Source organism: Streptomyces sp. NPDC048419, assembly GCF_043200415.1.
In the GTDB taxonomy this organism is placed as follows: Bacteria; Actinomycetota; Actinomycetes; order Streptomycetales; family Streptomycetaceae; genus Streptomyces.
This window is the reverse complement of sequence record NZ_JBICXT010000014.1, coordinates 49,321-71,889: the sequence shown is the minus strand read 5'-3', so window position 1 is coordinate 71,889 and position 22,569 is coordinate 49,321. Positions and strand designations below refer to the sequence as shown.

The following is a 22,569-nucleotide window of genomic DNA, read 5'->3' as shown; positions in this document are numbered from 1 at the left end:
GCAGGGATGACCGACCCGACGACTTGAGCGGTGACGTCAGGTACTCGAAAAAGGGTGTGAAAGGTGGGGGGACCTGTCAGGCGCCGAGGGCGGGGAGCACCACGGCGTCGATGTACGAAAGCAGGAAGTCCTGCGTGGGCGGCTGCTCGTCGATGAGGCTGCGCGCGGCGAAACCACCGATCATCATGTGCATCACGAAGTCGATCGCCGGGTTGTCGGCACGCACCTCGCCCCGGTCGATCGCCCGCTGCAGCACCCGGTGGAACTCCGCGATCTCCGGCTCGATCAGATGGTCCCTGAAGGCCTTGAGGAGATCCGGATTGCCGTGCACCGCCATGGCCAGGCCCCGCATCAGCGCGGAGTTCTGCTCCATCTGGCAGTCGTCGGAACGCAGCGTGAGAGCGTGCAGGTCGCCCTTGAGCGAGCCGGTGTCGATGTCGGCGAAACCGCCCGGCTTGTTGTGCCGCACCGCCTTCGCGACCAGCTCGGCCTTGCCGCCCCACTGGCGGTAGAGCGTGGCCTTGCTGGACCGGGTGCGGGCGGCCACGGCGTCCATGGTGAGGGCGTCGTAGCCGACTTCCCTGAGCAGGTCGAGCACGGCCTCGTACAGCTCGGCCTCTCGCTCGGGCGTGATCCGACTGCGACGCGCCGTTGCGACCTCAGTCATGCCACTCACCTTCCGGCTCGGGGTGCGTCCTGTTCGTACTGCCTTGAAGATACCCCTAAAGCTAGCGAAACGAAACCGTTTCGTACGTGTGGTGGGTCACGTATGTGAAGGACTCATAAGAAAGGCCCCGCAAGAAAGTCCCCACAAGACCCGTCGCACGAGTTGCCCGGCCCCATCCGGCGGAAAAGCATGGGGAGGTGAGCTATCTGCGCCTGCCGCACCTGAGCGGTGACCTGTTGTGCTTCGTGGCCGAGGACGACCTCTGGCTGTCCTCTCTCGACGGTCCGGGCCGCGCCTGGCGACTCACCGTCGACCGTACGAAGATCGGTCACCCCCGCTTCTCGCCGGACGGGAGCCACATCGCGTACACGAGCTGGTGGAGCCTGGTCCCCGAGATCAACCTCGTGCCCGTCGAGGGCGGACCGGCCCGCCAGCTCACCTACTGGGGATCTCCGGACACGCAGGTGTGCGGCTGGACCCCCGGCAGCGGGGACCGCGGGGGCACCATCCTCGCCGTCGCCTCCCACGGCGAGCCCTTCTCCTACTTCACCTGGGCCTACAAGGTCTCCCCCGACGGCTCCCCCGGCCGCAAGCTGCCCTGGGGCCCGGTCTCCGACATCCAGGTCGCCGACCTCGACGGGGAACGCAGGACGCTCCTGCTCACCGGCACCCCGCCCCATGAACCGGCCTCCTGGAAGCGCTACCGGGGCGGCGCCATGGGCCGCCTGTGGCTGCACGGCGAACGGCTGCTGGCCGGCCTGGAGGGCCATCTGTCCTCCCCGATGTTCGTCGGCGGCCGGATCGCCTTCCTCTCCGACCACGAGGGCGTCGGAAACCTCTACTCCTGCGCCTACGACGGCTCCGACCTGCGCCGGCACACCGACCACGACGCCTTCTACGCCCGCCATGCCTCCAGCGACGGCACCCGGGTGGTGTACCAGTGCGCCGGCGACCTGTGGATCGTGGACGACCTCGCGGCCGACTGCGAACCGCGCCGCCTGGACGTACGCCTGAGCGGACCGCGCGCGGGCCGGCGCACGTACCAGGTGCCCGCCGCCCAGCACGTGGACGGCATCTCGGTGGACGAGACCGGCCGGGCGAGCGCCGTCGTCGTGCGCGGCAGCCTGTACTGGCTCACCCACCGCGACGGCCCGGCCCGCACCATCACCGACACCCCGGGCGTACGGGTCCGGCTGCCGGAGATGCTCGGCTCGTCGGGCCAGGTGGCGTACGTGACGGACGCGGAGGGCGAGGACGCGATCGAGATCGCCCATCTGCCGCGGGCGACGGGGCACCGCGAGCCGCGCCGGCTGGCCTCCGGCAAGCTGGGCCGGGTCCTGGAGCTGGTCTCCGACCCGGAGGGCGAGCGCCTCGCGATCGCCTCCCACGACGGACGGCTGCTGCTGATCACCGTCTCCGCCGACGAACCCGCCGCCGAGGACGCGGACCCGGACGCCGCCGAGGCCGCGCGTGAGGCGGACGGCGAGGTGACCGAGCTGGTCCGGTCGGCCAACGGCCCGGTGCGCGACCTCGCGTTCTCGCCGGACGGCGCATGGCTGACCTGGTCGCACCCGGGGATCGGCCGCTCGCTCCGGCAGATCAAGATGGCCCGGATCTCCGGCGCCGGCGAGCGGCTGGTCGTCGACGTCACCAACGGCCGCTTCGAGGACGAGAACCCGGTGTTCACCCGGGACGGCCGCTATCTCGCCTTCCTGTCCTGGCGCGGCTTCGACCCCGTCTACGACGTCCACACCGGCGACCTCTCCTTCCCGCTCGGCTGCCGCCCCTACCTGGTGCCGCTGAACTCGGCCACCCCCTCTCCCTTCGCCCTGAACCCGGAGGGCCGCCCGGCCGCCGGGGGCCTGGACCCGGTGGAGGAAGAGGGCGGCGACGGCGCGGTGACCGTCGAGGTCGAGGGTCTGGAGAGCCGGGTCACCCCCTTCCCGGTCACCGCTTCCAAGTACTCGGCGCTGCATCCGGTCGCGGGCGGCGGACTGGTCTGGCTGCGCTGGCCGATCTCGGGCGCGCTCGGCGAGACCTTCGCCAACCCGGACGACACCACCGGCCGGCCGACCCTGGAGCACTTCAGCATCAGCAAGGCGAAGAAGGTCGAACTCGTCGACCACCTGGACTGGTTCGCCGTCAGCGGCGACGGCAGCCGGCTGGTCCTGGTAGACGACGACGACCTGCGGGCCACCCCCTCCACCGAGTCCGGCGACGGCGACACGACGGTCTGGATCGACCTGCGCCGCATCCTGCACGAGGTCGACCCGGCCGCCGAGTGGCGCCAGTCGTACGAGGAGGCGGGCCGCCTCATCCGCGCCTACTTCTGGGAGCCGGGGATGGGCGGCGTCGACTGGGACGCGATCCTCGACCAGTACCGTCCGCTGGTCGAACGGGTCGCCTCCCCGGACGACTTCGGCGACCTCCTGCGCGAGGTGCTCGGCGAACTGGGCACCTCGCACGCCTACGTCACCGCCGCCCGCCGCAACGAGGGGCCGCCGCACTACCAGCGCCGGCAGGGCCTGCTGGGCGCCAACTTCGTCCACCGGGACGGGGGCTGGGTGGTCAGGCGGATCCTGCCGGGCGACTCGTCGGACTCCAAGGCGCGCTCACCGCTGGCGGGCACGGGCATCAGGGAGGGCGCCGTGCTCACCCACGTCGACGGCCGCCCGGTGGACCCGGTCGCGGGCCCCTACCCGCTGCTGGCCGGCTCGGGCGGCACCACGGTGGAGCTGACGTTCCGGCCCGCGGAGGACGCCACGGGCCGCGCACGCCGCGTGGCCGTCGTCCCGCTCGTCGACGAACGCCCGCTGCGCTACCAGGACTGGGTGGCCAAACGCCGGGCGGTCGTACGGGAGTTGAGCGGCGGCCGCTGCGGCTATCTGCACATCCCGGACATGGGCGGCTCCGGCTGGGCCCAGTTCAACCGGGACCTGCGGATGGAGATGTCGCGGGCCGCCCTGATCGTCGACGTGCGCGGCAACGCGGGCGGCCACATCAGCGAGCTGGTGGTCGAGAAGCTGACCCGCAAGATCCTCGGCTGGGACCTGACGCGGAACGCCCAGCCGGTGTCGTACGCCTCCAACGCCCCGCGCGGCCCGGTGGTCGCCCTCGCCGACGAGGCGACGTCCTCCGACGGTGACATGATCACCGCCGCCTTCAAACTCCTCGAACTGGGCCCGGTGATCGGCCAGCGCACCTGGGGCGGGGTCGTCGGCATGACCGGCCGCCACACCCTGGGCGACGGCACGGTGATCACCGTGCCGATGAACGCGGCCTGGTTCGACGCCTACGGCTGGGGCGTGGAGAACAAGGGCGTCACCCCGGACGTGGAGATCCTGCGCACCCCGCTGGACTGGGCGGAGGGCCGCCACGTGGAGATGGACGACGCGGTCCAACTCGCCGTCGACATGCTGGAGTCCAGCCCTGCGGCCACGCCCCCGGACTACAGCGACGTGCCGAACCGCGCCCGCCCGAAGCTGCCGCCGCGGACGGGTTCTTGAAGGGGCGCGGGGAACCGCGCACAGAACTGGGGAATGGGGCGCCCCGAAAACACAGGGCACCCCATTCTCGTCGGCCGAGGCCGAGCTACACGTCGTAGTCCTGGTCGAAGCGGTCCTGCTCCTCGCGCTGGTGGCGCTCCGGGGCCTCGTCGCGCATGCGCTCACGGCCCTGCTGACCGCGCTGCTGGTCCTGCCGGCCCGGCTCACGGCCCGGCTCACGGCCCGGCTCACGGCCCGGCTCGCGGCCGTGCTCGCGGCCCTGCTGGGCACGCTGCTTGGCCTGCTCCTGCATCCGCTCCGCCTTGTCCTGGAACTGGTCCTTCATACCCATGTGGGTTCACTCCTGTGGTGAGTGGGGGGTCAGGCCCTTGATCGGGCCTCGACCAGATTCACACGGGCGGACACGGAGCGCATTTCGATCAACTACGCTGCGTAGCGCGGGACTCCTCGTCCGCCTCCCCACCTGCGCCGACGAGTCCCGTCCGCATCCCCGTCAGGCGGTCCGCGAAGCGCTTCATCTCGCGCTGGCCCACCGTCCCGATGATCCCCGGCAGATACCCGCGCACGCTCTGCATGCCGCGCAGCCACCACTGCCCGTAGACATGGCTGGAGCGGCGCTCGATGCCGGCCACGATCCGGTCGACGGCCGGGCCCAGCGGATACGTCTTGTTCGACGGCCACGGCAGCCGCTGCCGCAGCTCCCGCATGACCTCCTCCTGGTCGGCTCCGCGCACCATGTCGGTGTCGGTCCAGGACAGATAGCCCACCCCGACCCGCACGCCCTTGTAGCCGACCTCGGCCCGCAGGCTGTGCGCGTACGCCTCCACACCGGACTTGGAGGCGCAGTACGCCGTCATCATGGGCGCCGGCGTGATGGCCGCCAGCGAGGCGATCTGCAGCAGGTACCCGCGGCTCTCCATCAGAACCGGCAGGAATGCACGGGCAGTTACCGCCGAGCCGATGAGGTTCACCTCGATCACCCGCCGCCAGGACTCCGGATCGGAGTCCACGAACGGACCGCCCGTCGCCACACCCGCGTTGGCGACGACGATGTCGACCTTCCCGAACCGGTCCTTGACCTCCTGCGCCACCCGGGCCATCGCCACATGGTCCGTCACGTCGGCGTGCCAGTGATCGCTCTCGCCGTGCAGCCGTTCGGAGACCTGCTTGAGGGCGTCCGGCTCCAGTCCGACCAGCGCCACCTTGGCGCCGCGCGCCGACAGCTTGCGGGCGAGCAGCTCCCCCACCCCGCGCGCCGCGCCGGTGACGACGGCGACCTGCCCCTCGAGGCTGACCTTGCTCATGCGCCCTCCTTGATCGTTGCGTACGTCACCACGAGCTCACGGATCCGGGCGGTCACCAGCTCCGGCGCCTCGACGGGCGTCATATGGCCGAGCCCCGGCAGCTCGGTGCTGTCCACGCAGTTCGGCAGCGCGGCCACCAGGGCCCGCGCCTGCACGGGTGGGGTGAGCCGGTCGGCGGTCCCGACGACGACAGCCGTCGGCACCCTCAACTGCCGTACCCCGTGGTCCAGATCGAGCAGATCCAGCACCTGCGACCAGGCGTGCCGCACCTTGGTCGGGCACGCGTGCACGATACGCGCGCACGCCTCCACCATGTGCGGCGCCGAACCCGGCCCCATCGTCCCGTACTTGAGGATGCGGCGCGCGACGGGCGTGACCGGCCCGAGCGGCGCCCGCGCGCCGAGGATGTGCTTGGTCAGCCAGGTGCGCAGCCGGCCCGCCTTGATCGGTACGACCGTCGACTCCGCGACCAGCCGCGACGATCCGGTGCTGCACAGCAGGACGGCCGCCGTGTGCTCCCGGAAGACGGCCCGCTCGGCCGCCGCCATCACCGTCATGCCGCCCATCGAGTGGCCGGCGATCACGACCCGCTCGCCCGGCGCCAGGGTGGCCTTCAGCACGGCTTCGAGGTCGTCCGCGAGTGCGTCGGTGCTGCAGATCCGGCTCGCCGGGCTGCGTCCGTGACCGCGCTGGTCGTAGGCGATCACGCGGTGGTCCGTGGCGAGTTCGCGGATCTGCGCCGCCCAGAAGGCGGTCGAGCAGGTCCAGCCGTGGGCGAGGAGGACGGCGGGTGCGCCCTGCGGCCCGTGCACCTCGACGTGCAGCTGGGCGCCGTCGGCGGACTCGACCGTCAGCTCACGGGCGGGGGCGGGCGGGGCGTACGGGCCGGAGGCCATGGGGGTCCCCCCGCTCGAGCGAAGCCGAGAGTGAGGGCGCATCAGAGGGCTCACGCGTCCACCTCCGCGGACTTCTCGGCGTTCTCGGCCGCCGCCTTCTTGGCATCGGCCTTGTTGGCATCGGCCCTCTTCGCGGGGGCGTCCTCGGCGGGCCCGTCCCCGGCAGGCCGGGCGGGCGCGCGCAGGAGTTCGTACTCCGAGAGGTCCACCTGCCGCGTGGCCCGCCTGAACTCGGTCGTCGTACCGGGCCAGATGGTGGTGTTGCGGCCGCTCGCGTCGAGGTACCAGCTGGTGCAGCCGCCCGTGTTCCACACGGTGCGCTTCATCCGCTCCTGCACCCGGTGGTTCCACGCGGAGACCGCACCCGGGCGGGCGTCCAGGGCCGCACGGCCGCCGAGGACGTCCAACTGCCGTAGGTAGTCCGCCATGTAGCTGAGCTGGGACTCGATCATCAGGATCATCGACGAGTTCCCGAGCCCGGTGTTGGGCCCGATGATCGTCATCCAGTTGGGGAAGCCGGCCGCGGAGGCGCCGCGCAGGGCCTCCATCCCGCCCTTCCAGGACTCGGCGAGCGTCCTGCCGTCCGCGCCCACCACCCGCTCGGCGATCGGCATGTCGGTGACATGGAAGCCCGTACCGAAGATGATCGCGTCGACCTCGGTCTCGGTGCCGTCGGCGGCGACCACGGTCGACCCGCGGATCTCGCTCAGCCCGCTGGCCACCACGTCGACGTTGGGCTCGGCGAGCGCCGGGTAGTAGGTGCTGCTCAGCAGGATGCGCTTGCAGCCGATGCGGTAGTCAGGGGTGAGCTTGGCGCGCAGGGCCGGGTCCTTGATGGCCCGGGCCATGTTCTGCTTCGCCAGCTTCTCGACCAGACCGAGCTCGTTGGGACGCTTGGTGAACGCCTGGACCTGCAACTCCCTGATGCCCCACAGCAGTCCGCGCCGGGCCTGCGTGGTGAAGGGCAGCGCCCGGTGCAGGGCCCGCTCGGCGCCGCTGATGGCGCGGTCGACGCGGGGCATGACCCAGGGCGCGGTGCGCTGGAAGAGGGTGAGGCTGTCGACCTTCGGCTGGATGGCCGGCACGATCTGGATCGCCGACGCGCCCGTCCCCACCATCGCCACACGCTTGCCGCGCAGGTCGTAGTCGTGGTCCCAGCGGGCGGAGTGGAATACCTTGCCGGGGAAGGAGTCCAGGCCCGGGATCTCGGGGATCTTCGGGTCGGACAGCGGGCCGGTGGCGGAGACCACGACGTCCGCGGACAGCCGCCCGCTGCTGGTCTCGATGTCCCATCGCAACTGCTCGGCGTCCCAGGTCATCAGCTTCACTTCGGAGTCGAAGCGGATGTGCGGGCGCAGGTGGAAGACGTCCGTGACGTGCTCCAGGTAGGCGCGTATGTGCTCCTGCCCGGAGAAGGTGCGCGGCCAGTCGGGGTTGGGCGCGAAGGAGAACGAGTAGAGATGGGAGGGCACGTCGCAGGCGCACCCCGGATAGCTGTTGTCACGCCAGGTGCCGCCGACACCGCCGGCCCGCTCCAGCACGACGAAGTCGGTGATCCCCTCGCGCCGCAGCCGCACCGCGGCCCCCAGCCCTCCGAACCCGGACCCGATCACCGCCACCCGCACATGCTCGTGTTCGGCCATGCCGATGCCTTCCTGCGCGACTCTGCCAGTGAACACTGGCGCAATGGGGAGAGTAGAACAGTGGCGTACTCATGGGTAGGGGGTGAGCCGGGAAAGTTACCGGCGGTACAACATAGGGTGCGGTCGTGACCGAGAAGCGTGAGTACCGCATGGAGGAACTGGCCAGGGAAGCCGGCATCACAGTGCGCACCCTGCGCTTCTACCGCGAACGCAAGCTGATCCCGCCGCCCCGCCGCGAGGGCCGTATCGCCTGGTACGACGACCACCACCTGGCCCGCCTGCGCACGATCGCGGCCCTGCTGGAACGCGGCCACACCCTCACCGGCATCGCGGAGCTGTCGGAGGCCCTCGACCACGGCCGGGACGTCGCCGACCTCGTGGGCATCACCCCGACCGAGGAGGAACCGGTCCACCTCACCCCGGAGGAACTCGCCGCCCGCTTCGAGGGCGAGGTCACCCCGGAGAACCTCGCCGCCGCCCTGGACCTCGGCTACCTCGGCACCGACGGCGAGGAGATCGTCCACATCAGCCGCCGCCTCCTGGACGTCTCCTCGGCCCTGGTCCGCGAGGGCATCCCCCTGGCAGAGGTCCTGGCGGCCGGCGCACGCGTACGCGAGCACGTCGACGAACTGGCCGAGATGTTCGCCGACCTGGTCCTGCGCCACGCCGCCGAGAAGGACCTCCAGCGCCTGCGCCCGCTGGCCCGGAGCGTGGTGGAGGCGGAGATGTCACTGGCGCTGGACCGGCAGCTGCAGAAGCGGGCCGAGAAGACGGACGCGGGCCAGAGCTAGAGGTCGTACACCACGGTCACCGGCGCGTGGTCCGACCACCGCTCCTCGTGCGTGGCCGCCCGCTCGACGTAGGCCTTGACCGCCTTGGCGGCGAGGCCCGGCGTCGTGACCTGGTAGTCGATGCGCCATCCCGTGTCGCGGTCAAAGGCCCGCCCCCGGTACGACCACCACGTGTACGGCCCCTCGACCTCGGGATGCAGGGCCCGTACGACGTCGACGTACCCCCCGTCAGCCACGTCGAAGACCTGGCCCAGCCACTCCCGCTCCTCCGGCAGGAAGCCGGAGTTCTTGGTGTTGCCACGCCAGTTCTTGAGGTCGGCCGGGTGGTGGGCGATGTTCCAGTCGCCGCAGACGACGACCTCGCGGCCGTCGGCGGCGGAGCGCTCGCGCAGGATCTTCAGGTGGGCGAGGAACTCGTCCATGAAGCGGACCTTCTCGTCCTGGCGCTCGGTGCCGACCTCTCCGGAGGGGAGGTAGAGGGAGGCGACCGTCACGCCCGGCAGGTCGACCTCGACGTAGCGGCCGCTGGTGTCGAACTCCGCGGAGGCGAAGCCGACCTGGATGCGATCGGGCTCGCGGCGGGTGTAGAGGGAGACGCCGGCGCGGCCCTTGGCGGCGGCCGGCGCGTGCACCACGTGCCAGCCGTCGGGCGTGCGCACGTGCTCGGGCAGCTGCTGCGGCTCGGCGCGCACCTCCTGCAGGCAGAGCACATCGGCGGAGGTGCCGGCGAGCCACTCCACGAAGCCCTTCTTCGCGGCGGCGCGCAGGCCATTGACGTTGACGGAGGTCACAGTGAGCACGCGGGAACGATACCGGCACACTGGACGGAGTCCAGATTTCGAGAATGCATAGGTGTACGGTAAACAGAATGAATGTACGTCGCGTCGCCTTCGACCACCCCGACGCCGTGAAGCTGAACGACGAGGTGCAGGCCGAGTACCACGTCCGCTACGGCGACGGCGGAGACGCCACCGCCCTGGACCCGGCGGACTTCGACCCGCCGAACGGCGTGTACTTCATCGCGTACGACGAGAACGACAGCCCCGTCGCCACCGGCGGCTGGCGCGCCCAGGACGCCAACGGCGAGGGCAACGTCGACGGCGACGCCGAACTCAAGCGGATGTTCGTCGTCGGGTCGGCGCGCGGCCGCGGCCTCGCCCGGCGCATCCTGACCGCCCTGGAGGACGACGCCCGCGCGGCCGGCCGCGTCCGCATGGTCCTGGAGACGGGCACCAAGCAGCCCGAGGCCATCGCCCTGTACACCTCCAGCGGCTACGAGCCCTGCGGGAAGTTCGGCTACTACCGCTTCCACGAGGAGAGCCGCTGCTTCGCCAAGCCGCTGAATCCGGCCGGCGTCTGAGGTGTGCCGGCACCAGCCGGCCGCCCTCTGACAGAGGATCAGCAAAACAAAGATCCCGCCCGATCTTCCGATCGGACGGGATCTCATCAACTGCCCCAGATTTCCCTGAACAGTTGTTGCGGTGGACCTGAGGGGATTCGAACCCCTGGCCCCCTCGATGCGAACGAGGTGCGCTACCGGACTGCGCCACAGGCCCTTGCAACGAGTGAAACTCTAGCATCCCGATCCGGGTGCTTGAAAATCCGTTCCCGGCCGCTCGGCGGCTGCGGCACAGGTCGGGCCGGTGGTCTACTCGTTGGCCGCCTTCGGCCGCTCGCCGTCCTCGTACTGGTCGAACAGCGGCGTACGGCCCCGCTCGCGTGCCCGCCGCGCGGAAGCCGCCCGGCGGGCGTCACTGCGCCCGTCGTCGTCCGCCCTCTCCTCCGCGGCGGCGGCCGGCTCCGCGGCGGCCTGCCGCTCGGCGCCGGCGTCGGCCTGCGCCTCCTCGTCCCGGGTGACGGGGCCCGACCGCGCCGAGCTCCACGCGTCCGGTGCCCCGAGGTCCACGTCCGAGGTGGCCCGCGGCGCGACCGGCGCGGTCACATACGTCGGCAGGGGCACCGGCACCGGGTCCCAGCTGTCGCCGTGCCCGGGCCGCCGCTGCCGCTCACGCTGCTGGTCCACCCACTCGGCGTGGTCGGTCTGCTCGACCAGGGCCCGCCGGTCGGCGGCGAGCGCGGACAGTCCGGGGTCGGCCTCGTGCTCCGGACCGTCCTCGGGTTCGTCCGAGTCGGCCTCGGTGCCGGCCGGGCGGCGGCGCGGCTGCCGGGCGCGCTCGTGGAGCCGCTGGGCCGCGACCTCGGCGCGGCGCCGGTCCATCTGGTAGGCGAAGCGCCGCCGTTCCTGCGAGCGCAGGTAGGCGATGTACGCGCTGAGCAGCACGGCGGGCACGCCGGGCGCCCAGAGGAAGGCGAGACCCCCGACCGCGGCGACGACCGCGCCGAGCGTGAAGGCGACGAAGAGCATCACGGTGGTGCGCCGTCGGCGCGCGAGCGCCTTCGTCCGCCGGGCGCGGGCCGCGGCCGCCTCTTCCGAGGCCGTACGGCGGGCGGGGGGCACACGCTTGCGCGCCTGGGCCGGGGATTGTGCCTGGGCCTTGGGCTTGGCCGGGGCCGGGCTCGGTGCGGGTGCTTCGGCACGCACCTGTTTGCGGGCCGGGGGCATGGCGAAGGCCCGGACGTCCACCGAGTCGGTGACCGCGCCCGGAGCTCCGGCGCTGGGCTCCCCCTCGTCGGTGGAGCGCGCCCGCAGGTCCTTGGCGTACCGGCGCTCCATTCCCGCCCGTCCGGACAGCAGCCGGATGGCGGTGCTGAAGCGTTCCGTCGGACGGGCCTCGTTCAGCTCGTCCTGCCTACGGAGCCACATCGGCACCAAGTAGGCGGCCCAGGCCCCGACAATGACTGCGTAGATGAGGCCGCTGCTGCTCACGCCTCACACGGTAGAGGGGTTTGCGTGAGGCCATCTGCCAATTGAGCCGGTGTGTCGCACGATCTGGCTGATATTTCGAACTTTTTTTGTGACCGATGCGATCAGCACGCCACCGAGGCTGTGAATTTAATGCCTTGAGGTGGTCGCCGTCCGATCAATTTCGAACATCTATTCAATTTCCCGGGCCTGCGCGGGATTCTGCTGTGTACGTGCCCGCTGCCAACGGCTGAGCAACCCGTCGGGCACCTCTTCCGCCGTGAGCGCAAAGACGAGGTGGTCACGCCAGGCGCCGTCGATGTGGAGATAACGCGGCCGCAGACCCTCCTCACGGAATCCGAGTTTCTCCACGACCCGCCGGCTGGGCCCGTTCTCGGGGCGAATGCAGACCTCGATGCGGTGCAGTCCGACGGTCCGGAAACAGTGGTCGACGACCAGTGCCACGGACGTCGGCATCACTCCGCGGCCCGCCACCGACTCGTCCACCCAGTAGCCGATATGCCCCGAACACATGGAGCCCCAAGTGATTCCGGCGACCGTCAACTGCCCGACCAGACGGCCCTGATACTCGATGACGAACGGCAGCATCCGGCCCGAGTTCGCCTCGGAGCGAAGGTGCCGCACCATCTGACGGTAGGTCGGCCGGTGCGCGATCGGTCCGGTCGGCGTGGGCGGCGGGATCGTCGCCTCCCAGGGCCGCAGCCAGTCCCGGTTGCGCCGGTTGACCTCGCGCCAGGCCCCCTGGTCGCGCAGCTTTATCGGCCGGAGGACGATGTCGCCGTCCGCCAGCACGACGGGCCAGGATGGGCTGTTCAGCTCGCACCCCCACTGGTGGCCGCGGGTCTGGGGTGATCGCCGCCGCGGATCTGGTCGACGGCGTGCACCAGCAGGGGCTCAAGGACGGCCAGACCGTCCTTCACCCCGCCGGTGGAACCCGGCAGATTGACGATCAGCGTGCCGCCCGCCACTCCGGCCAGGCCCCGGGAGAGCGCGGCGGTCGGCACCTTCTCCCGCCCGAACGCCCGGATGGCCTCCGCGATGCCCGGCACCTCGTGGTCGATCACCCTGCGGGTCGCCTCGGGCGTGCGGTCGGTGGGTGAGATGCCGGTGCCGCCCGTGGTGACGATCACGTCGTAGCCGGACTCGACGCCGGACCGCAGCGCGGCCTCAACGGGGTCGCCGTCGGGGACGACCTGCGGTCCGTCGACGGCGAATCCGAAGCCCTTGAGGCCGGCCGCGATCGCGGGGCCGCCCTTGTCCTCGTAGACCCCGGCCGCGGCCCTGTTGGAGGCGGTGACCACCAGAGCGCGATACGTCATGTCCGGCTCCAGTCGCCCGACTTGCCGCCCGTCTTCTCCTCCACCCGGACGTCCGTGATGACCGCTCCCTTGTCGACCGCCTTGACCATGTCGATCACGGTGAGCGCGGCGACGGAGACCGCGGTGAGCGCCTCCATCTCCACACCCGTGCGGTCCGTGGTCCGCACGGTGGCCAGGATCTCCACGGCGTCGTCCGCGACCGACAGATCCAGTTTCACACCGGACAGCGCCAGCGGGTGGCACAGCGGGACGAGGTCCGGGGTGCGCTTGGCGCCCATGATGCCCGCGATGCGCGCGGTGGCGAGGGCGTCGCCCTTGGGCATCCCCTCGCCGCGCAGCAGCTCGATCACGCGGGGCGAGACGAGGACCCGTCCGCTCGCGCGGGCGGTGCGCGCGGTCACGTCCTTCTCGGATACGTCGACCATGCGGGCGGCGCCCGCCTCGTCGATGTGCGTCAGTCGGTCCTGCGTACTCATGCTGTCTGGCGCTCCCGGTCACGGCCCTGGCACGATGCGGCGCGCGGGCCTGTTGTGCGCGACACGGTACCGCCAACCTGGGGCGCTCAGCCGAGCAGGACCACCTCGACCTCGGTGCCGGGCTCGACGGACACCACGTCCTCGGGGACGACGATCAGCGCGTCGGCGTGCGCGAGGGCCGCGATCAGGTGGGATCCGGTGCCGCCGACCGGGGTGACGGAGCCGTCGGCGTACGTCGCCCGCAGGAACTGTCTGCGGCCCTTCGGCGAGGTCAGCGCCTTGCCGGTGGTCAGGGTCGCGCGGGTCGTCGGCCGGTGGACGTCGTCGAGCCCCATGAGGGTGCGGATCGCCGGACGCACGAACAGCTCGAAGGAGACGTACGACGACACGGGGTTGCCCGGCAGGGCGAGCAGCGGGGTGTGGTCGGGGCCGATGGAGCCGAAGCCCTGGGGCTTGCCGGGCTGCATGGCGAGCTTGCGGAAGTCGATGCCGCTGCCCGCCTCGTCCTCGTCGCCGACGTGCGAGAGCGCCTCCTTGACGACGTCGTACGCCCCGACGCTCACCCCGCCCGTGGTGACCATGAGGTCGGCGCGCACCAGCTGGTCCTCGATGGTGGCGCGCAGGGTGTCGGCGTCGTCGGCTACGGCGCCCACGCGGTAGGCGATGGCGCCCGCGTCGGTGGCCGCGGCGGTGAGGGCGAAGCTGTTGGAGTCGTAGATCTGGCCGCTGCCCAGCTCCTCGTCGGGCTGGACCAGTTCGCTGCCGGTGGAGACGACGACCACACGTGGGCGCGGGCGCACGCGCACCGTGCCGCGGCCGATCGCGGCGAGCAGGGCGATCTGCGGCGGCCCGAGGACGGTGCCGGCCTCCAGGGCACGGTCGCCGGCCTTCACGTCACTGCCCTTGGCGCGTACGTGCGCGCGTGCCTCGGCCGGGCGGTACACGTGCACCTGGCCCTCGGCGCCCTCGGGGGCCAGGCTGCGGGCGCGCATCCCGCTGACCGGTCCCTCGCCGAGCCCTCCGTCGGTCCACTCCACGGGGACGACGGCCTCGGCGCCGGGCGGCAGCGGGGCGCCGGTCATGATGCGGGCGGCCTGGCCGGGGGCCACCCGGACCAGGTCGGCCTGGCCTGCCGCGACGTCCCCGACGACGTCCAGGACGGCGGGGAACTCCTCGCTCACGCCCGCCACGTCCGCGACCCGCACCGCGTACCCGTCCATGGAGCTGTTGTCGAACGGCGGCAGCGAGAGCGGCACCGTGACGTCCTCGACCAGGACGCAGCCCAGCGCGTCGAGGAGCTGCAGGTCGATGGGTTCCAGGGGGCGGACGGCGGTGAGGATGTCCTCCAGGTGCTCGTCCACCGACCAGAGGTGGTCCTGGCCGGTGGTGCGGGGCGCGGCGCTGCTCAACGTTGCTACATCTCCTCGGCTACGTAACTGCGAAGCCAGGTCCGGAAGTCCGGGCCCAGGTCTTCACGTTCGCACGCGAGTCTGACAATGGCACGCAGATAGTCGCCCCGGTCGCCGGTGTCATAGCGGCGGCCCTTGAAGACGACGCCGTGCACGGGGCCGCCGGCCTTCTCGTCCTGCGAGAGCTGCTGCAGCGCGTCGGTCAGCTGGATCTCGCCGCCGCGGCCCGGCTCGGTCTTGCGCAGTATGTCGAAGACGGCCGGGTCGAGGACGTAGCGGCCGATGATCGCGTAGTTGGACGGGGCGTCCGCCGCGGCCGGCTTCTCGACCAGGTCGTGGACCTTGACGACGTCGCCGTCCTCGGTGGGGTCGACGGCCGCACAGCCGTAGAGGTGGATCTGCTCGGGTGCGACCTCCATGAGCGCGACGACGCTGCCGCCGCGCTGCTCCTGCACCTCGACCATGCGCTTCAGCAGCGGGTCGCGCGGGTCGATCAGGTCGTCGCCGAGCAGTACGGCGAAGGGCTCCTGGCCGACGTGCGGCGCCGCGCACAGCACCGCGTGACCGAGTCCCCTGGGATCGCCCTGCCGCACGTAGTGCATGGTCGCGAGGTCGCTGGACTCCTGGACCTTGGCGAGCCGGCCCGCGTCGCCCTTCTTCTGGAGGGCGGACTCGAGCTCGTAGTTGCGGTCGAAGTGGTCCTCGAGGGGCCGCTTGTTGCGGCCCGTGATCATGAGGACGTCATCGAGGCCCGCGGACACGGCCTCCTCGACCACGTACTGGATCGCCGGCTTGTCGACGACCGGCAGCATCTCCTTGGGAGTGGCTTTGGTGGCCGGCAGGAACCGGGTGCCGAGGCCTGCTGCGGGAATGACAGCCTTGCTGATCCTGGGGTGCGACTGGGTCATACCGGCACCCTATCCGGTGCCTTTGCTCGGAATCCGAGGCTCCGGTCAATTAGCTCTCATATGAGCACATTAGGAAGGGTACGGGTGCTGCCAATGAGTCACCGCGGACACGCTGCCGAGCCTGACAAGCGAATGTTGCGGCGAGAGCTCCTCGCGGTGAGAGGCAGGTTGACGGCGGATGACGTCCAGGAGGCCGCGGCCGCGCTGGCCGTGCGCGCGCTGGAGCTGCCCGAACTGGCGGGCGCCCGCACGGTGGCGGCGTACGTCTCCGTCGGCGGCGAGCCGGGCACACTCGCGCTGCTGGACGCACTGCGCGCGCGGGACGTGCGGGTGCTGCTGCCCGCGCTGCTCCCGGACAACGACCTCGACTGGGGCGCCTACACCGGTGAGAGCTCGCTCGCGCGCGTCCAACACGGTGGGAAGATGGCCCTTTTCGAGCCCTCCGGCGAGCGCCTGGGACCGGACGCCGTGACCGGCGCGGACGTCGTGCTGCTGCCCGGACTCGCGGTCGACGCGCGCGGGATGCGGCTGGGGCGGGGCGGCGGCTCGTACGACCGCGTCCTCGCGCGGCTGGAGCGCGCGGGCGCGCATCCCGCGCTCGTGGTGCTGCTGTACGGCTCCGAGATCGTCGAGCGCGTCCCCGCGGAGGAGCACGACCGTCCGGTGCACGCGGCGGTGACGCCGTCGGGGGTGCGCCGCTTCCACGACGGCGCATGACGAGAGCGGCGCACGACGGAAGAAGCGCATGATGCAAGAGGCCCTCCCACGCGCGCGTGGGAGGGCCTTCGTTCAGGTGCTCACGGTTTCAGCACCAGGGTGTCGCTCGTGCCCTTGTCGACGGCCTGGGACGAGAAGTTCCAGTCGAGCAGTTCACCCTTGGCCCACTTGCCCGTCTGATCGACGTAGTGGGCGCTGTAGGCGTGCCCCGAGGCGCCGGTGAGGTTGATCCACTTCGACTTGTCGAGGTCGCCGAGGTTGACCACCATGCGCATCGACGGCACCCATACGACGCCGTAGCCGCCGGCGGCGTTCCAGCCGGAGGCGTTGACCGTCGCCTCGCCGCCGCTGAGCTTCCAGGGGCCGCGGTTGAGGACGTACTGCAGGAAGCCCGGGCCGTCGGTGCCGAGGGTCTGGTTCTTCAGGAACAGGCGGTGCAGCCGGCCCCAGCTCCAGGTGTCGATGTCCTTGCCGAGCTTGGCGGTCAGCTCCCAGCGGGCGTCGATCATCGCGCGCTTGAACAGGTCGTCGCGGTTGTTCGTCGCGCCCGGCCGGGTGCCCGACTTCGGCGTGGTCCACCACTCGCTCTTCGGGTCGTTCATCAGCTTGCGGACGACCTCGAACCAGCGGTCGCCGCCGTCCGGCTGGGCCTGGTCGGCGTCGCGCTGGCCGCACTCGCGGACCTTCTGCGTGTCGTCCGCGGGCCCGGTGGTGCTGGCGGGATCGACCCACAGGCACTGGCCCTTGACCCGCAGTTCCTTGGGCAGCTTGTTGCCGAAGGCGAGCTTGAGGACGTTGCGCCAGACCGCGTTGAAGTACGCGGCGGCCGCGGAGTCGGCGTCCTGGGTGTAGTCCCAGCCCTCGAGCAGCTCCTGCGCGTCCTGGACGTCCTTGTCGCCGACGTCGATCTTCAGCAGGTCGGGCACCAGCAGCTTGGCGATCTCGCTGCTGTTGTCCAGCTGCATCTGGCGCATGTCGTCGGTGGACATCTTGCCGCCGCCCTTGATCTTCGACTCGATCAGGTCGGTGATGCGCTGGCTGCGGGTGCCGTAACCCCAGTCCGTGGTCAGCGTGTAGGGGTACTTGTCCTGGTCGATCACGGCCTGGTTGGCGGTGACGATGTAGCCGCGCTCCGGGTTGTACTCGTACGGCAGCGCCGCCTTGGGGATGTACCCCGTCCACTTGTAACCGGAGTCCCAGCCCGGCGCCGGGATCGAGCCGTCGTCCTTCTTCGCGCGCGTGGGGATCTTTCCGGGCAGCGTGTAGCCGATGTTGTCCTTGTCGGCGTAGACCAGGTTCTGCGAGGGGACGTCGAACTTGGCGGCCGCCGAGCGGAATTCGCTCCAGTTCGACGCCTTGTCCATGGCGAAGACGGCGTCCATGGTGGTGCCCGCATCGAGAGCGGTCCAGCGCAGCGCGACGCCGTAGCCGTCGCCGCGGTCGGGCGCCGCGGTGTCGACGGTGGCCTTCTTGCCGACCTTCACGAGCTCGTCGTCGCGGTCGGAGAGCAGGGGCATCCCGTCCGCGGTCTGGCGCACGACGATCGTCTTGGACTTGCCGCCCGCGACCTTGATGGTCTCCTCGCGGGTCTTGAAGGCCTTCGTGGCGCCGTCGTAGAGGTAGCCGTCGCCGCTGAGCTTCTCCAGGTACAGATCGGTGACGTCGACACCGGAGTTGGTCATGCCCCAGGCGATGTCCTGGTTGTGGCCGATGACCACACCGGGCATGCCCGCGAAGGTGTAACCGGTGGCGTCGTACTGGCACTTGCTGGAGACGGTGCGGCAGTGCAGGCCCATCTGGTACCAGACGGACGGCAGCGAGGCCGACAGGTGCGGGTCGTTGGCGAGCAGCGGATGGCCGGTGATGGTGTGACTCCCGGCCACCACCCAGGAGTTGGAGCCGATGCCCTGGCCGTTCACGCCGACGGCCGTGGGCACGTTGTCCAGGACCTTGTAGAGGCCCGCCAGTTGGCTGTTGAGGGCCGAGCCCGACGAAGCCGTGGAGGACGAGGAGGACGTGCCCGTCGTGCCGCTGGTGGACGTGCCGCTGCCGGACGAGGAGCCGTTCTGCTGGAACGCCCCGGCGACCTCGCTGTACTGGCCCTCCTGGACGATCGCCTTGTGACGGCTGTAGGGGTAGGCCGGATACAGCTGCGCGATCTTCTTGGCGTCGAGCCGGCTGGTCATCAGGGCGCGGTCGATCTCGTCCTGCATGTTGCCGCGCAGGTCCCAGGCCATCGCCTTCAGCCAGGAGACCGAGTCGACGGGGGTCCACTTCGCGGGCTTGTAGTCGTTGGTGAAGCCCAGCGCCGCGTACTCCAGGGAGATGTCCTTGCCGTCCTTGCCCTGCAGATAGGCGTTGACGCCGGCCGCGTAGGCCTGGAGGTACTTCTTGGTGGAGGCCGACAGCTCGCTGTCGTACTCCTTCTTCGCCACGCGGTCCCAGCCCAGGGTGCGCAAAAACTCGTCGTTCTTCACCTGGCCCTTGCCGAACATCTCCGACAGGCGCCCGGAGGTCATGTGCCGGCGCACGTCCATCTCGTAGAAGCGGTCCTGCGCCTGGACGTAGCCCTGCGCCATGAACAGGTCCGCGTCGGAGGAGGCGTAGATCTGCGGGATGCCGTAGCCGTCGCGCTTGACGTCGACGGGGCCTGACAGGCCGTGAAGTGTCAGTGAGCCCTTCGTCTGCGGGAACGACGCGCGAACGGTGCTGATGGACCAGTACGCCCCGTAGGCGACGCCGGCGATCAGTGCCAGAACCAGGACCAGCACGACCAATCGGGCTTTGCGCCCCTTCTTCCTGCCGGACTTGCCGGGCTTGTCACCCGTTGTGGCGGTGGTGTTCGGGGGCATCGCTGTCCTTGCTGTCCTAACGCGAGCGGCAGGCGGGCTGTGACGTCGAGTGAGCGCTGGAGCAACCATAGGCGCAGGGCCTTGGGGCCCTTGACGCGGAGTCGGGAACGCCCGAGCGCGGGCGCTCGATCCCGCCGGCCGGAGCGTCAAGAAATCGTCAAGAGTTAGGTAAGGTAACGAAGTACTTGGATGCGGAGTTCGCTCGCTTCGTGTCCTATGAACGTGAGCCCACGCGCGGGATGCGCGCGGGCCAGCGAAGGGAACGGCCGCTGACAGTCCACCATCTCAACCAGCTACTGCTCGTCTGCTCGCTCGTCCTGCTCGTCGCCGTGGCAGCGGTCCGGATCTCCTCGCGCAGCGGGCTCCCCAGCCTGCTCGTGTACCTGGGGATAGGCGTCGCCATGGGCCAGGACGGCATCGGTGACATCCGCTTCGACAACGCCGAACTCACGCAGGTCATCGGCTACGCGGCCCTCGTGGTGATCCTCGCCGAGGGTGGCCTCGGCACGAAGTGGAGAGAGATCAAACCGGCCTTGCCCGCCGCCTCCACGCTGGCACTCGCCGGCGTCGCGGTGAGCGTCGGCGTCACCGCGGCGGGCGCGCACTATCTGGTCGGGCTGGAGTGGCGGCAGGCGCTCATCATCGGGGCGGTCGTCTCCTCGACGGACGCGGCGGCGGTCTTCTCGGTGCTGCGCAGAATCCCCCTGCCCGCGCGCGTGACGGGCACCCTGGAGGCCGAGTCCGGCTTCAACGACGCCCCGGTCGTCATCCTGGTCGTCGCCTTCTCCACCGCGGGTCCGGTCTCCCACTGGTGGGTGCTGCTGGGCGAGATAGCGCTGGAGCTGGCCATCGGCGCCGCGATCGGGCTCGCGGTGGGCTGGCTGGGCGCCTGGGGCCTCAGACACGTGGCGCTGCCCGCCTCCGGCCTCTACCCCATCGCGGTCATGGCGATCGCCGTCATGGCGTACGCGGGCGGTGCGCTGGCGCACGGCAGCGGCTTCCTGGGCGTCTACCTCGCCTCGATGGTGCTGGGCAACGCGAAGCTGCCGCACTGGCCCGCCACCCGCGGGTTCGCCGAAGGGCTCGGCTGGATCGCCCAGATCGGCATGTTCGTCCTGCTCGGCCTGCTGGTCTCCCCGCACGAGCTCGGCGACGACATCGTGCCCGCGCTCGTCATCGGCCTGGTGCTGACCATGGTGGCGCGTCCGCTGAGCGTGGTGCTGTGCCTGGCGCCCTTCCGGGTGCCGTGGCAGGAGCAGACCCTGATGTCCTGGGCCGGGCTGCGCGGCGCGGTCCCCATCATCCTGGCGACGATCCCGATGGTGCAGGGCGTCGACGCCAGCCACCGCATCTTCAACATCGTCTTCGTGCTGGTCGTCGCCTACACCCTGGTCCAGGGGCCGACCCTGCCGTGGCTCGCGCGCGTGCTGCGCCTGGGCGAGAGCGGCGAGGCGGCCGACCTCGGCATCGAGTCCGCCCCGCTGGAGCGGCTGCGCGGGCACCTGCTGTCCGTCGCGATCCCCGAGGGCTCGAGGATGCACGGCGTCGAGGTGGGCGAGCTGCGGCTGCCGGCCGGGGCCGCCGTCACCCTCGTCGTCCGCGAGGGCACATCGTTCGTCCCCATGCCCACGACGGTGCTGCGGCGCGGCGACGAACTGCTCGTGGTCGCCACCGATCCCGTACGGGACGCCGCGGAGCGGCGGCTGCGCTCGGTCGGGCACGGGGGCAAGCTGGCGGGATGGCTGGGGACGAACGGGGCGCAGCGCTGACATCTCAGTCGTTGATCCCTGTACGATGAATACACATCCCTGATCGAAACGACTCTGCCTGATGCAGAGCTGAAGCGACCGTATGGCGGCCGTGGCGCCCACCCCCTGGGGCGGCCTCCGGTATCTACCGCAGTCCGCGCTAGAGGACAGCTCTCGGCGCCCCCGCACGGGCGCGTCACCAGGTGGCAGAAAGGCACGGGCCGTGGCATCCACGGTCACCCGACGGCCTGGCTACGGACAGCTGCTGCGCACCCGCGGCGCCTGGACGTTCCTGGTCCCCGGCTTCGCGGCGCGCCAGCCGTTCGCGATGCTCACCATCTCCATCGTGCTGCTCGTGCAGCACACCACCGGCTCCTACGGCGTCGCGGGCGCCGCCGCGGCCGTCACCGGTGTCTCCATGGCGCTGTGCGCGCCCTACGGCGGCCGTCTCGCCGACCGCTACGGGCAGCGCACCGTGCTGCTCCCCGGCGTGCTGCTGCACGCGCTGTCCGGCCTGACCCTCACGGCGCTCGCGCTGACCCACGCACCCCTGTGGGCGCTGTTCGCGGCCGCCGTGCCGACCGGCGCCTCGGTGCCGCAGATCGGGCCCATGGTGCGCGCCCGCTGGGGCGTGAAGCTCCAGGGCTCGCCGCTGATGCACACCGCGGCCGCCTTCGAGTCCGTCACGGACGAGCTGACCTTCGTCTTCGGCCCGTTGCTGGCCACAGCCCTGTGCACCACCGTCGCCCCGGCCTCGGGCCTGGTGACGGAGGCATCGCTGACGCTGCTCGGCGGGCTGCTGTTCGCCGCGCAGAAGGGCACGCAGCCCGCCGTCGCCGCCGCCCGGCACGCACGCGTGGAGCACGTTTCCGCGCTGCGCGTCCCCGGTGTGCGCGTGCTGGTCGTGGCCTTCCTCGGCATCGGCTCCGTCTTCGGCGGCATGCAGGTCTCGCTGGCGGCGTTCACCGAGTCGATCGGCGAGCCCGGCCTGAACGGCGTCCTGTACGGCGTCTTCGCCGCGGGCAACATGCTCTCCGGCGTCGTCTGCGGCGCCCTCGCCTGGAAGGCGGCCCCGCAGCGGCGGCTCGTCGTCGGCTACGGCGCCCTCGCGCTGACCGCCTCCGGCCTGTGGACCGCGCACTCGGTGCCGCTGCTGGCCGGACTCGGTCTGCTCGTCGGCATGTGCATCGCGCCCGCGCTGATCACCGGCTACACGCTGGTCGAGGACCTGGTCCCGGCCGGCGCCCGCACCGAGGCCTTCACCTGGCTGACCGGCGCGGTCGCGCTCGGCCAGGCGGTGGCCGTCACCGTCGCCGGACAGCTGGAGGACCGGTTCTGGGCCGGCGCCGGATTCCTGGTGCCGGCGGGCGGCACCGTGCTCGCGTTCGCGACCCTCGCAGCCCTTCGGTCCAGGCTGGCGCCGCGGCCGCGGAACCTGACCGTCGCACGTGGCGTCGGTCACCGCGCGCCGGTGACGGTGGACTGATTCCCAGGAATACGTCACTATGG

Annotated in this window: 19 protein-coding genes and 1 tRNA gene; 6 read left to right on the top strand and 14 right to left on the bottom strand. The window is 71.0% G+C overall.

Annotation, left to right across the window (positions count from 1 at the left end; translation table 11 throughout):
* Positions 1-76 precede the first annotated feature (76 nt).
* Positions 77-667 (bottom strand): TetR/AcrR family transcriptional regulator, encoded by a 591-nt coding sequence (locus ACGFYN_RS27300; RefSeq protein WP_393868510.1) that lies wholly within the window; start codon positions 665-667, stop codon positions 77-79.
* 197 nt (positions 668-864) lie between these two features.
* On the opposite strand from ACGFYN_RS27300, the gene ACGFYN_RS27295 reads away from it, so the two are divergent.
* On the top strand, positions 865-4,173 hold the full coding sequence (locus ACGFYN_RS27295) for a S41 family peptidase (protein WP_393868509.1): 3,309 nt from the start codon (positions 865-867) through the stop codon (positions 4,171-4,173).
* 85 nt (positions 4,174-4,258) lie between these two features.
* On the opposite strand, the gene ACGFYN_RS27290 is transcribed toward ACGFYN_RS27295, so the two are convergent.
* The 4 genes from ACGFYN_RS27290 to ACGFYN_RS27275 form a co-directional block, all read right to left on the bottom strand.
* Positions 4,259-4,504 (bottom strand): hypothetical protein, encoded by a 246-nt coding sequence (locus tag ACGFYN_RS27290; protein ID WP_393868508.1) that lies wholly within the window; start codon positions 4,502-4,504, stop codon positions 4,259-4,261.
* Positions 4,505-4,592: 88 nt separating this feature from the next.
* Entirely contained in the window at positions 4,593-5,477 is an 885-nt protein-coding gene (locus ACGFYN_RS27285) for an SDR family oxidoreductase (protein WP_393868507.1), read from the bottom strand.
* Positions 5,474-6,373, bottom strand: coding sequence for an alpha/beta fold hydrolase (locus tag ACGFYN_RS27280; protein WP_393868506.1), 900 nt, complete (start codon positions 6,371-6,373; stop codon positions 5,474-5,476). The genes ACGFYN_RS27285 and ACGFYN_RS27280 overlap by 4 nt, the downstream gene beginning before the upstream one ends.
* Positions 6,374-6,423: 50 nt before the next feature.
* Entirely contained in the window at positions 6,424-8,016 is a 1,593-nt protein-coding gene (locus ACGFYN_RS27275; protein WP_393868505.1) for a flavin-containing monooxygenase, read from the bottom strand.
* Positions 8,017-8,141: 125 nt separating this feature from the next.
* On the opposite strand from ACGFYN_RS27275, the gene ACGFYN_RS27270 reads away from it, so the two are divergent.
* Positions 8,142-8,807: a MerR family transcriptional regulator gene (locus ACGFYN_RS27270; protein WP_393868504.1), complete on the top strand. Its 666-nt coding sequence runs from the start codon at positions 8,142-8,144 to the stop codon at positions 8,805-8,807.
* On the opposite strand, the gene ACGFYN_RS27265 is transcribed toward ACGFYN_RS27270, so the two are convergent.
* A complete protein-coding gene (locus tag ACGFYN_RS27265; RefSeq protein ID WP_393868503.1) occupies positions 8,804-9,628 on the bottom strand; it encodes an exodeoxyribonuclease III in 825 nt (274 codons plus the stop codon). The genes ACGFYN_RS27270 and ACGFYN_RS27265 overlap by 4 nt on opposite strands.
* 47 nt (positions 9,629-9,675) lie before the next feature.
* Between ACGFYN_RS27265 and ACGFYN_RS27260 the strand changes: the two genes are divergently transcribed.
* Complete coding sequence (locus ACGFYN_RS27260; RefSeq protein ID WP_393868502.1) at positions 9,676-10,167, top strand: GNAT family N-acetyltransferase; 492 nt, start codon at positions 9,676-9,678, stop codon at positions 10,165-10,167.
* 122 nt (positions 10,168-10,289) lie between these two features.
* Here ACGFYN_RS27260 and ACGFYN_RS27255 read toward each other — a convergent pair.
* The 7 genes from ACGFYN_RS27255 to galU all read right to left on the bottom strand — a co-directional run bounded on the left by ACGFYN_RS27255 (position 10,290) and on the right by galU (position 15,743).
* Positions 10,290-10,363 (bottom strand) — tRNA-Ala (locus tag ACGFYN_RS27255).
* Positions 10,364-10,455: 92 nt separating this feature from the next.
* Positions 10,456-11,634 carry a gephyrin-like molybdotransferase receptor GlpR gene (gene glpR / locus ACGFYN_RS27250; protein WP_393868501.1) on the bottom strand — a complete coding sequence of 393 codons (1,179 nt, stop codon included), beginning with the start codon at positions 11,632-11,634 and terminating at the stop codon, positions 10,456-10,458.
* 168 nt (positions 11,635-11,802) lie between these two features.
* On the bottom strand, positions 11,803-12,423 hold the full coding sequence (locus ACGFYN_RS27245; RefSeq protein WP_393868500.1) for a GNAT family N-acetyltransferase: 621 nt from the start codon (positions 12,421-12,423) through the stop codon (positions 11,803-11,805).
* A 20-nt stretch (positions 12,424-12,443) separates the two neighbouring features.
* On the bottom strand, positions 12,444-12,950 hold the full coding sequence (locus tag ACGFYN_RS27240; RefSeq protein ID WP_393868499.1) for a molybdenum cofactor biosynthesis protein B: 507 nt from the start codon (positions 12,948-12,950) through the stop codon (positions 12,444-12,446).
* Complete coding sequence (moaC, locus tag ACGFYN_RS27235; protein ID WP_393868498.1) at positions 12,947-13,426, bottom strand: cyclic pyranopterin monophosphate synthase MoaC; 480 nt, start codon at positions 13,424-13,426, stop codon at positions 12,947-12,949. Before moaC ends, ACGFYN_RS27240 begins: the two co-directional genes overlap by 4 nt.
* 86 nt (positions 13,427-13,512) lie before the next feature.
* Entirely contained in the window at positions 13,513-14,835 is a 1,323-nt protein-coding gene (glp, locus tag ACGFYN_RS27230) for a gephyrin-like molybdotransferase Glp (RefSeq protein ID WP_393868497.1), read from the bottom strand.
* A gap of 5 nt (positions 14,836-14,840) precedes the next feature.
* A complete protein-coding gene (gene galU / locus ACGFYN_RS27225; RefSeq protein WP_393868496.1) occupies positions 14,841-15,743 on the bottom strand; it encodes a UTP--glucose-1-phosphate uridylyltransferase GalU in 903 nt (300 codons plus the stop codon).
* A gap of 93 nt (positions 15,744-15,836) precedes the next feature.
* On the opposite strand from galU, the gene ACGFYN_RS27220 reads away from it, so the two are divergent.
* A complete protein-coding gene (locus tag ACGFYN_RS27220; protein ID WP_393868495.1) occupies positions 15,837-16,460 on the top strand; it encodes a 5-formyltetrahydrofolate cyclo-ligase in 624 nt (207 codons plus the stop codon).
* Positions 16,461-16,540: 80 nt separating this feature from the next.
* Here the strand turns inward: ACGFYN_RS27220 and ACGFYN_RS27215 are convergent, their stop codons facing one another.
* Positions 16,541-19,312 carry a penicillin acylase family protein gene (locus ACGFYN_RS27215; protein WP_393868494.1) on the bottom strand — a complete coding sequence of 924 codons (2,772 nt, stop codon included), beginning with the start codon at positions 19,310-19,312 and terminating at the stop codon, positions 16,541-16,543.
* 239 nt (positions 19,313-19,551) lie between these two features.
* Between ACGFYN_RS27215 and ACGFYN_RS27210 the strand changes: the two genes are divergently transcribed.
* Together ACGFYN_RS27210 and ACGFYN_RS27205 are read left to right on the top strand one after the other, a co-directional pair.
* On the top strand, positions 19,552-21,081 hold the full coding sequence (locus ACGFYN_RS27210; protein WP_393868656.1) for a potassium/proton antiporter: 1,530 nt from the start codon (positions 19,552-19,554) through the stop codon (positions 21,079-21,081).
* 202 nt (positions 21,082-21,283) lie between these two features.
* Entirely contained in the window at positions 21,284-22,546 is a 1,263-nt protein-coding gene (locus ACGFYN_RS27205) for an MFS transporter (RefSeq protein ID WP_393868493.1), read from the top strand.
* Positions 22,547-22,569: the final 23 nt, after the last annotated feature.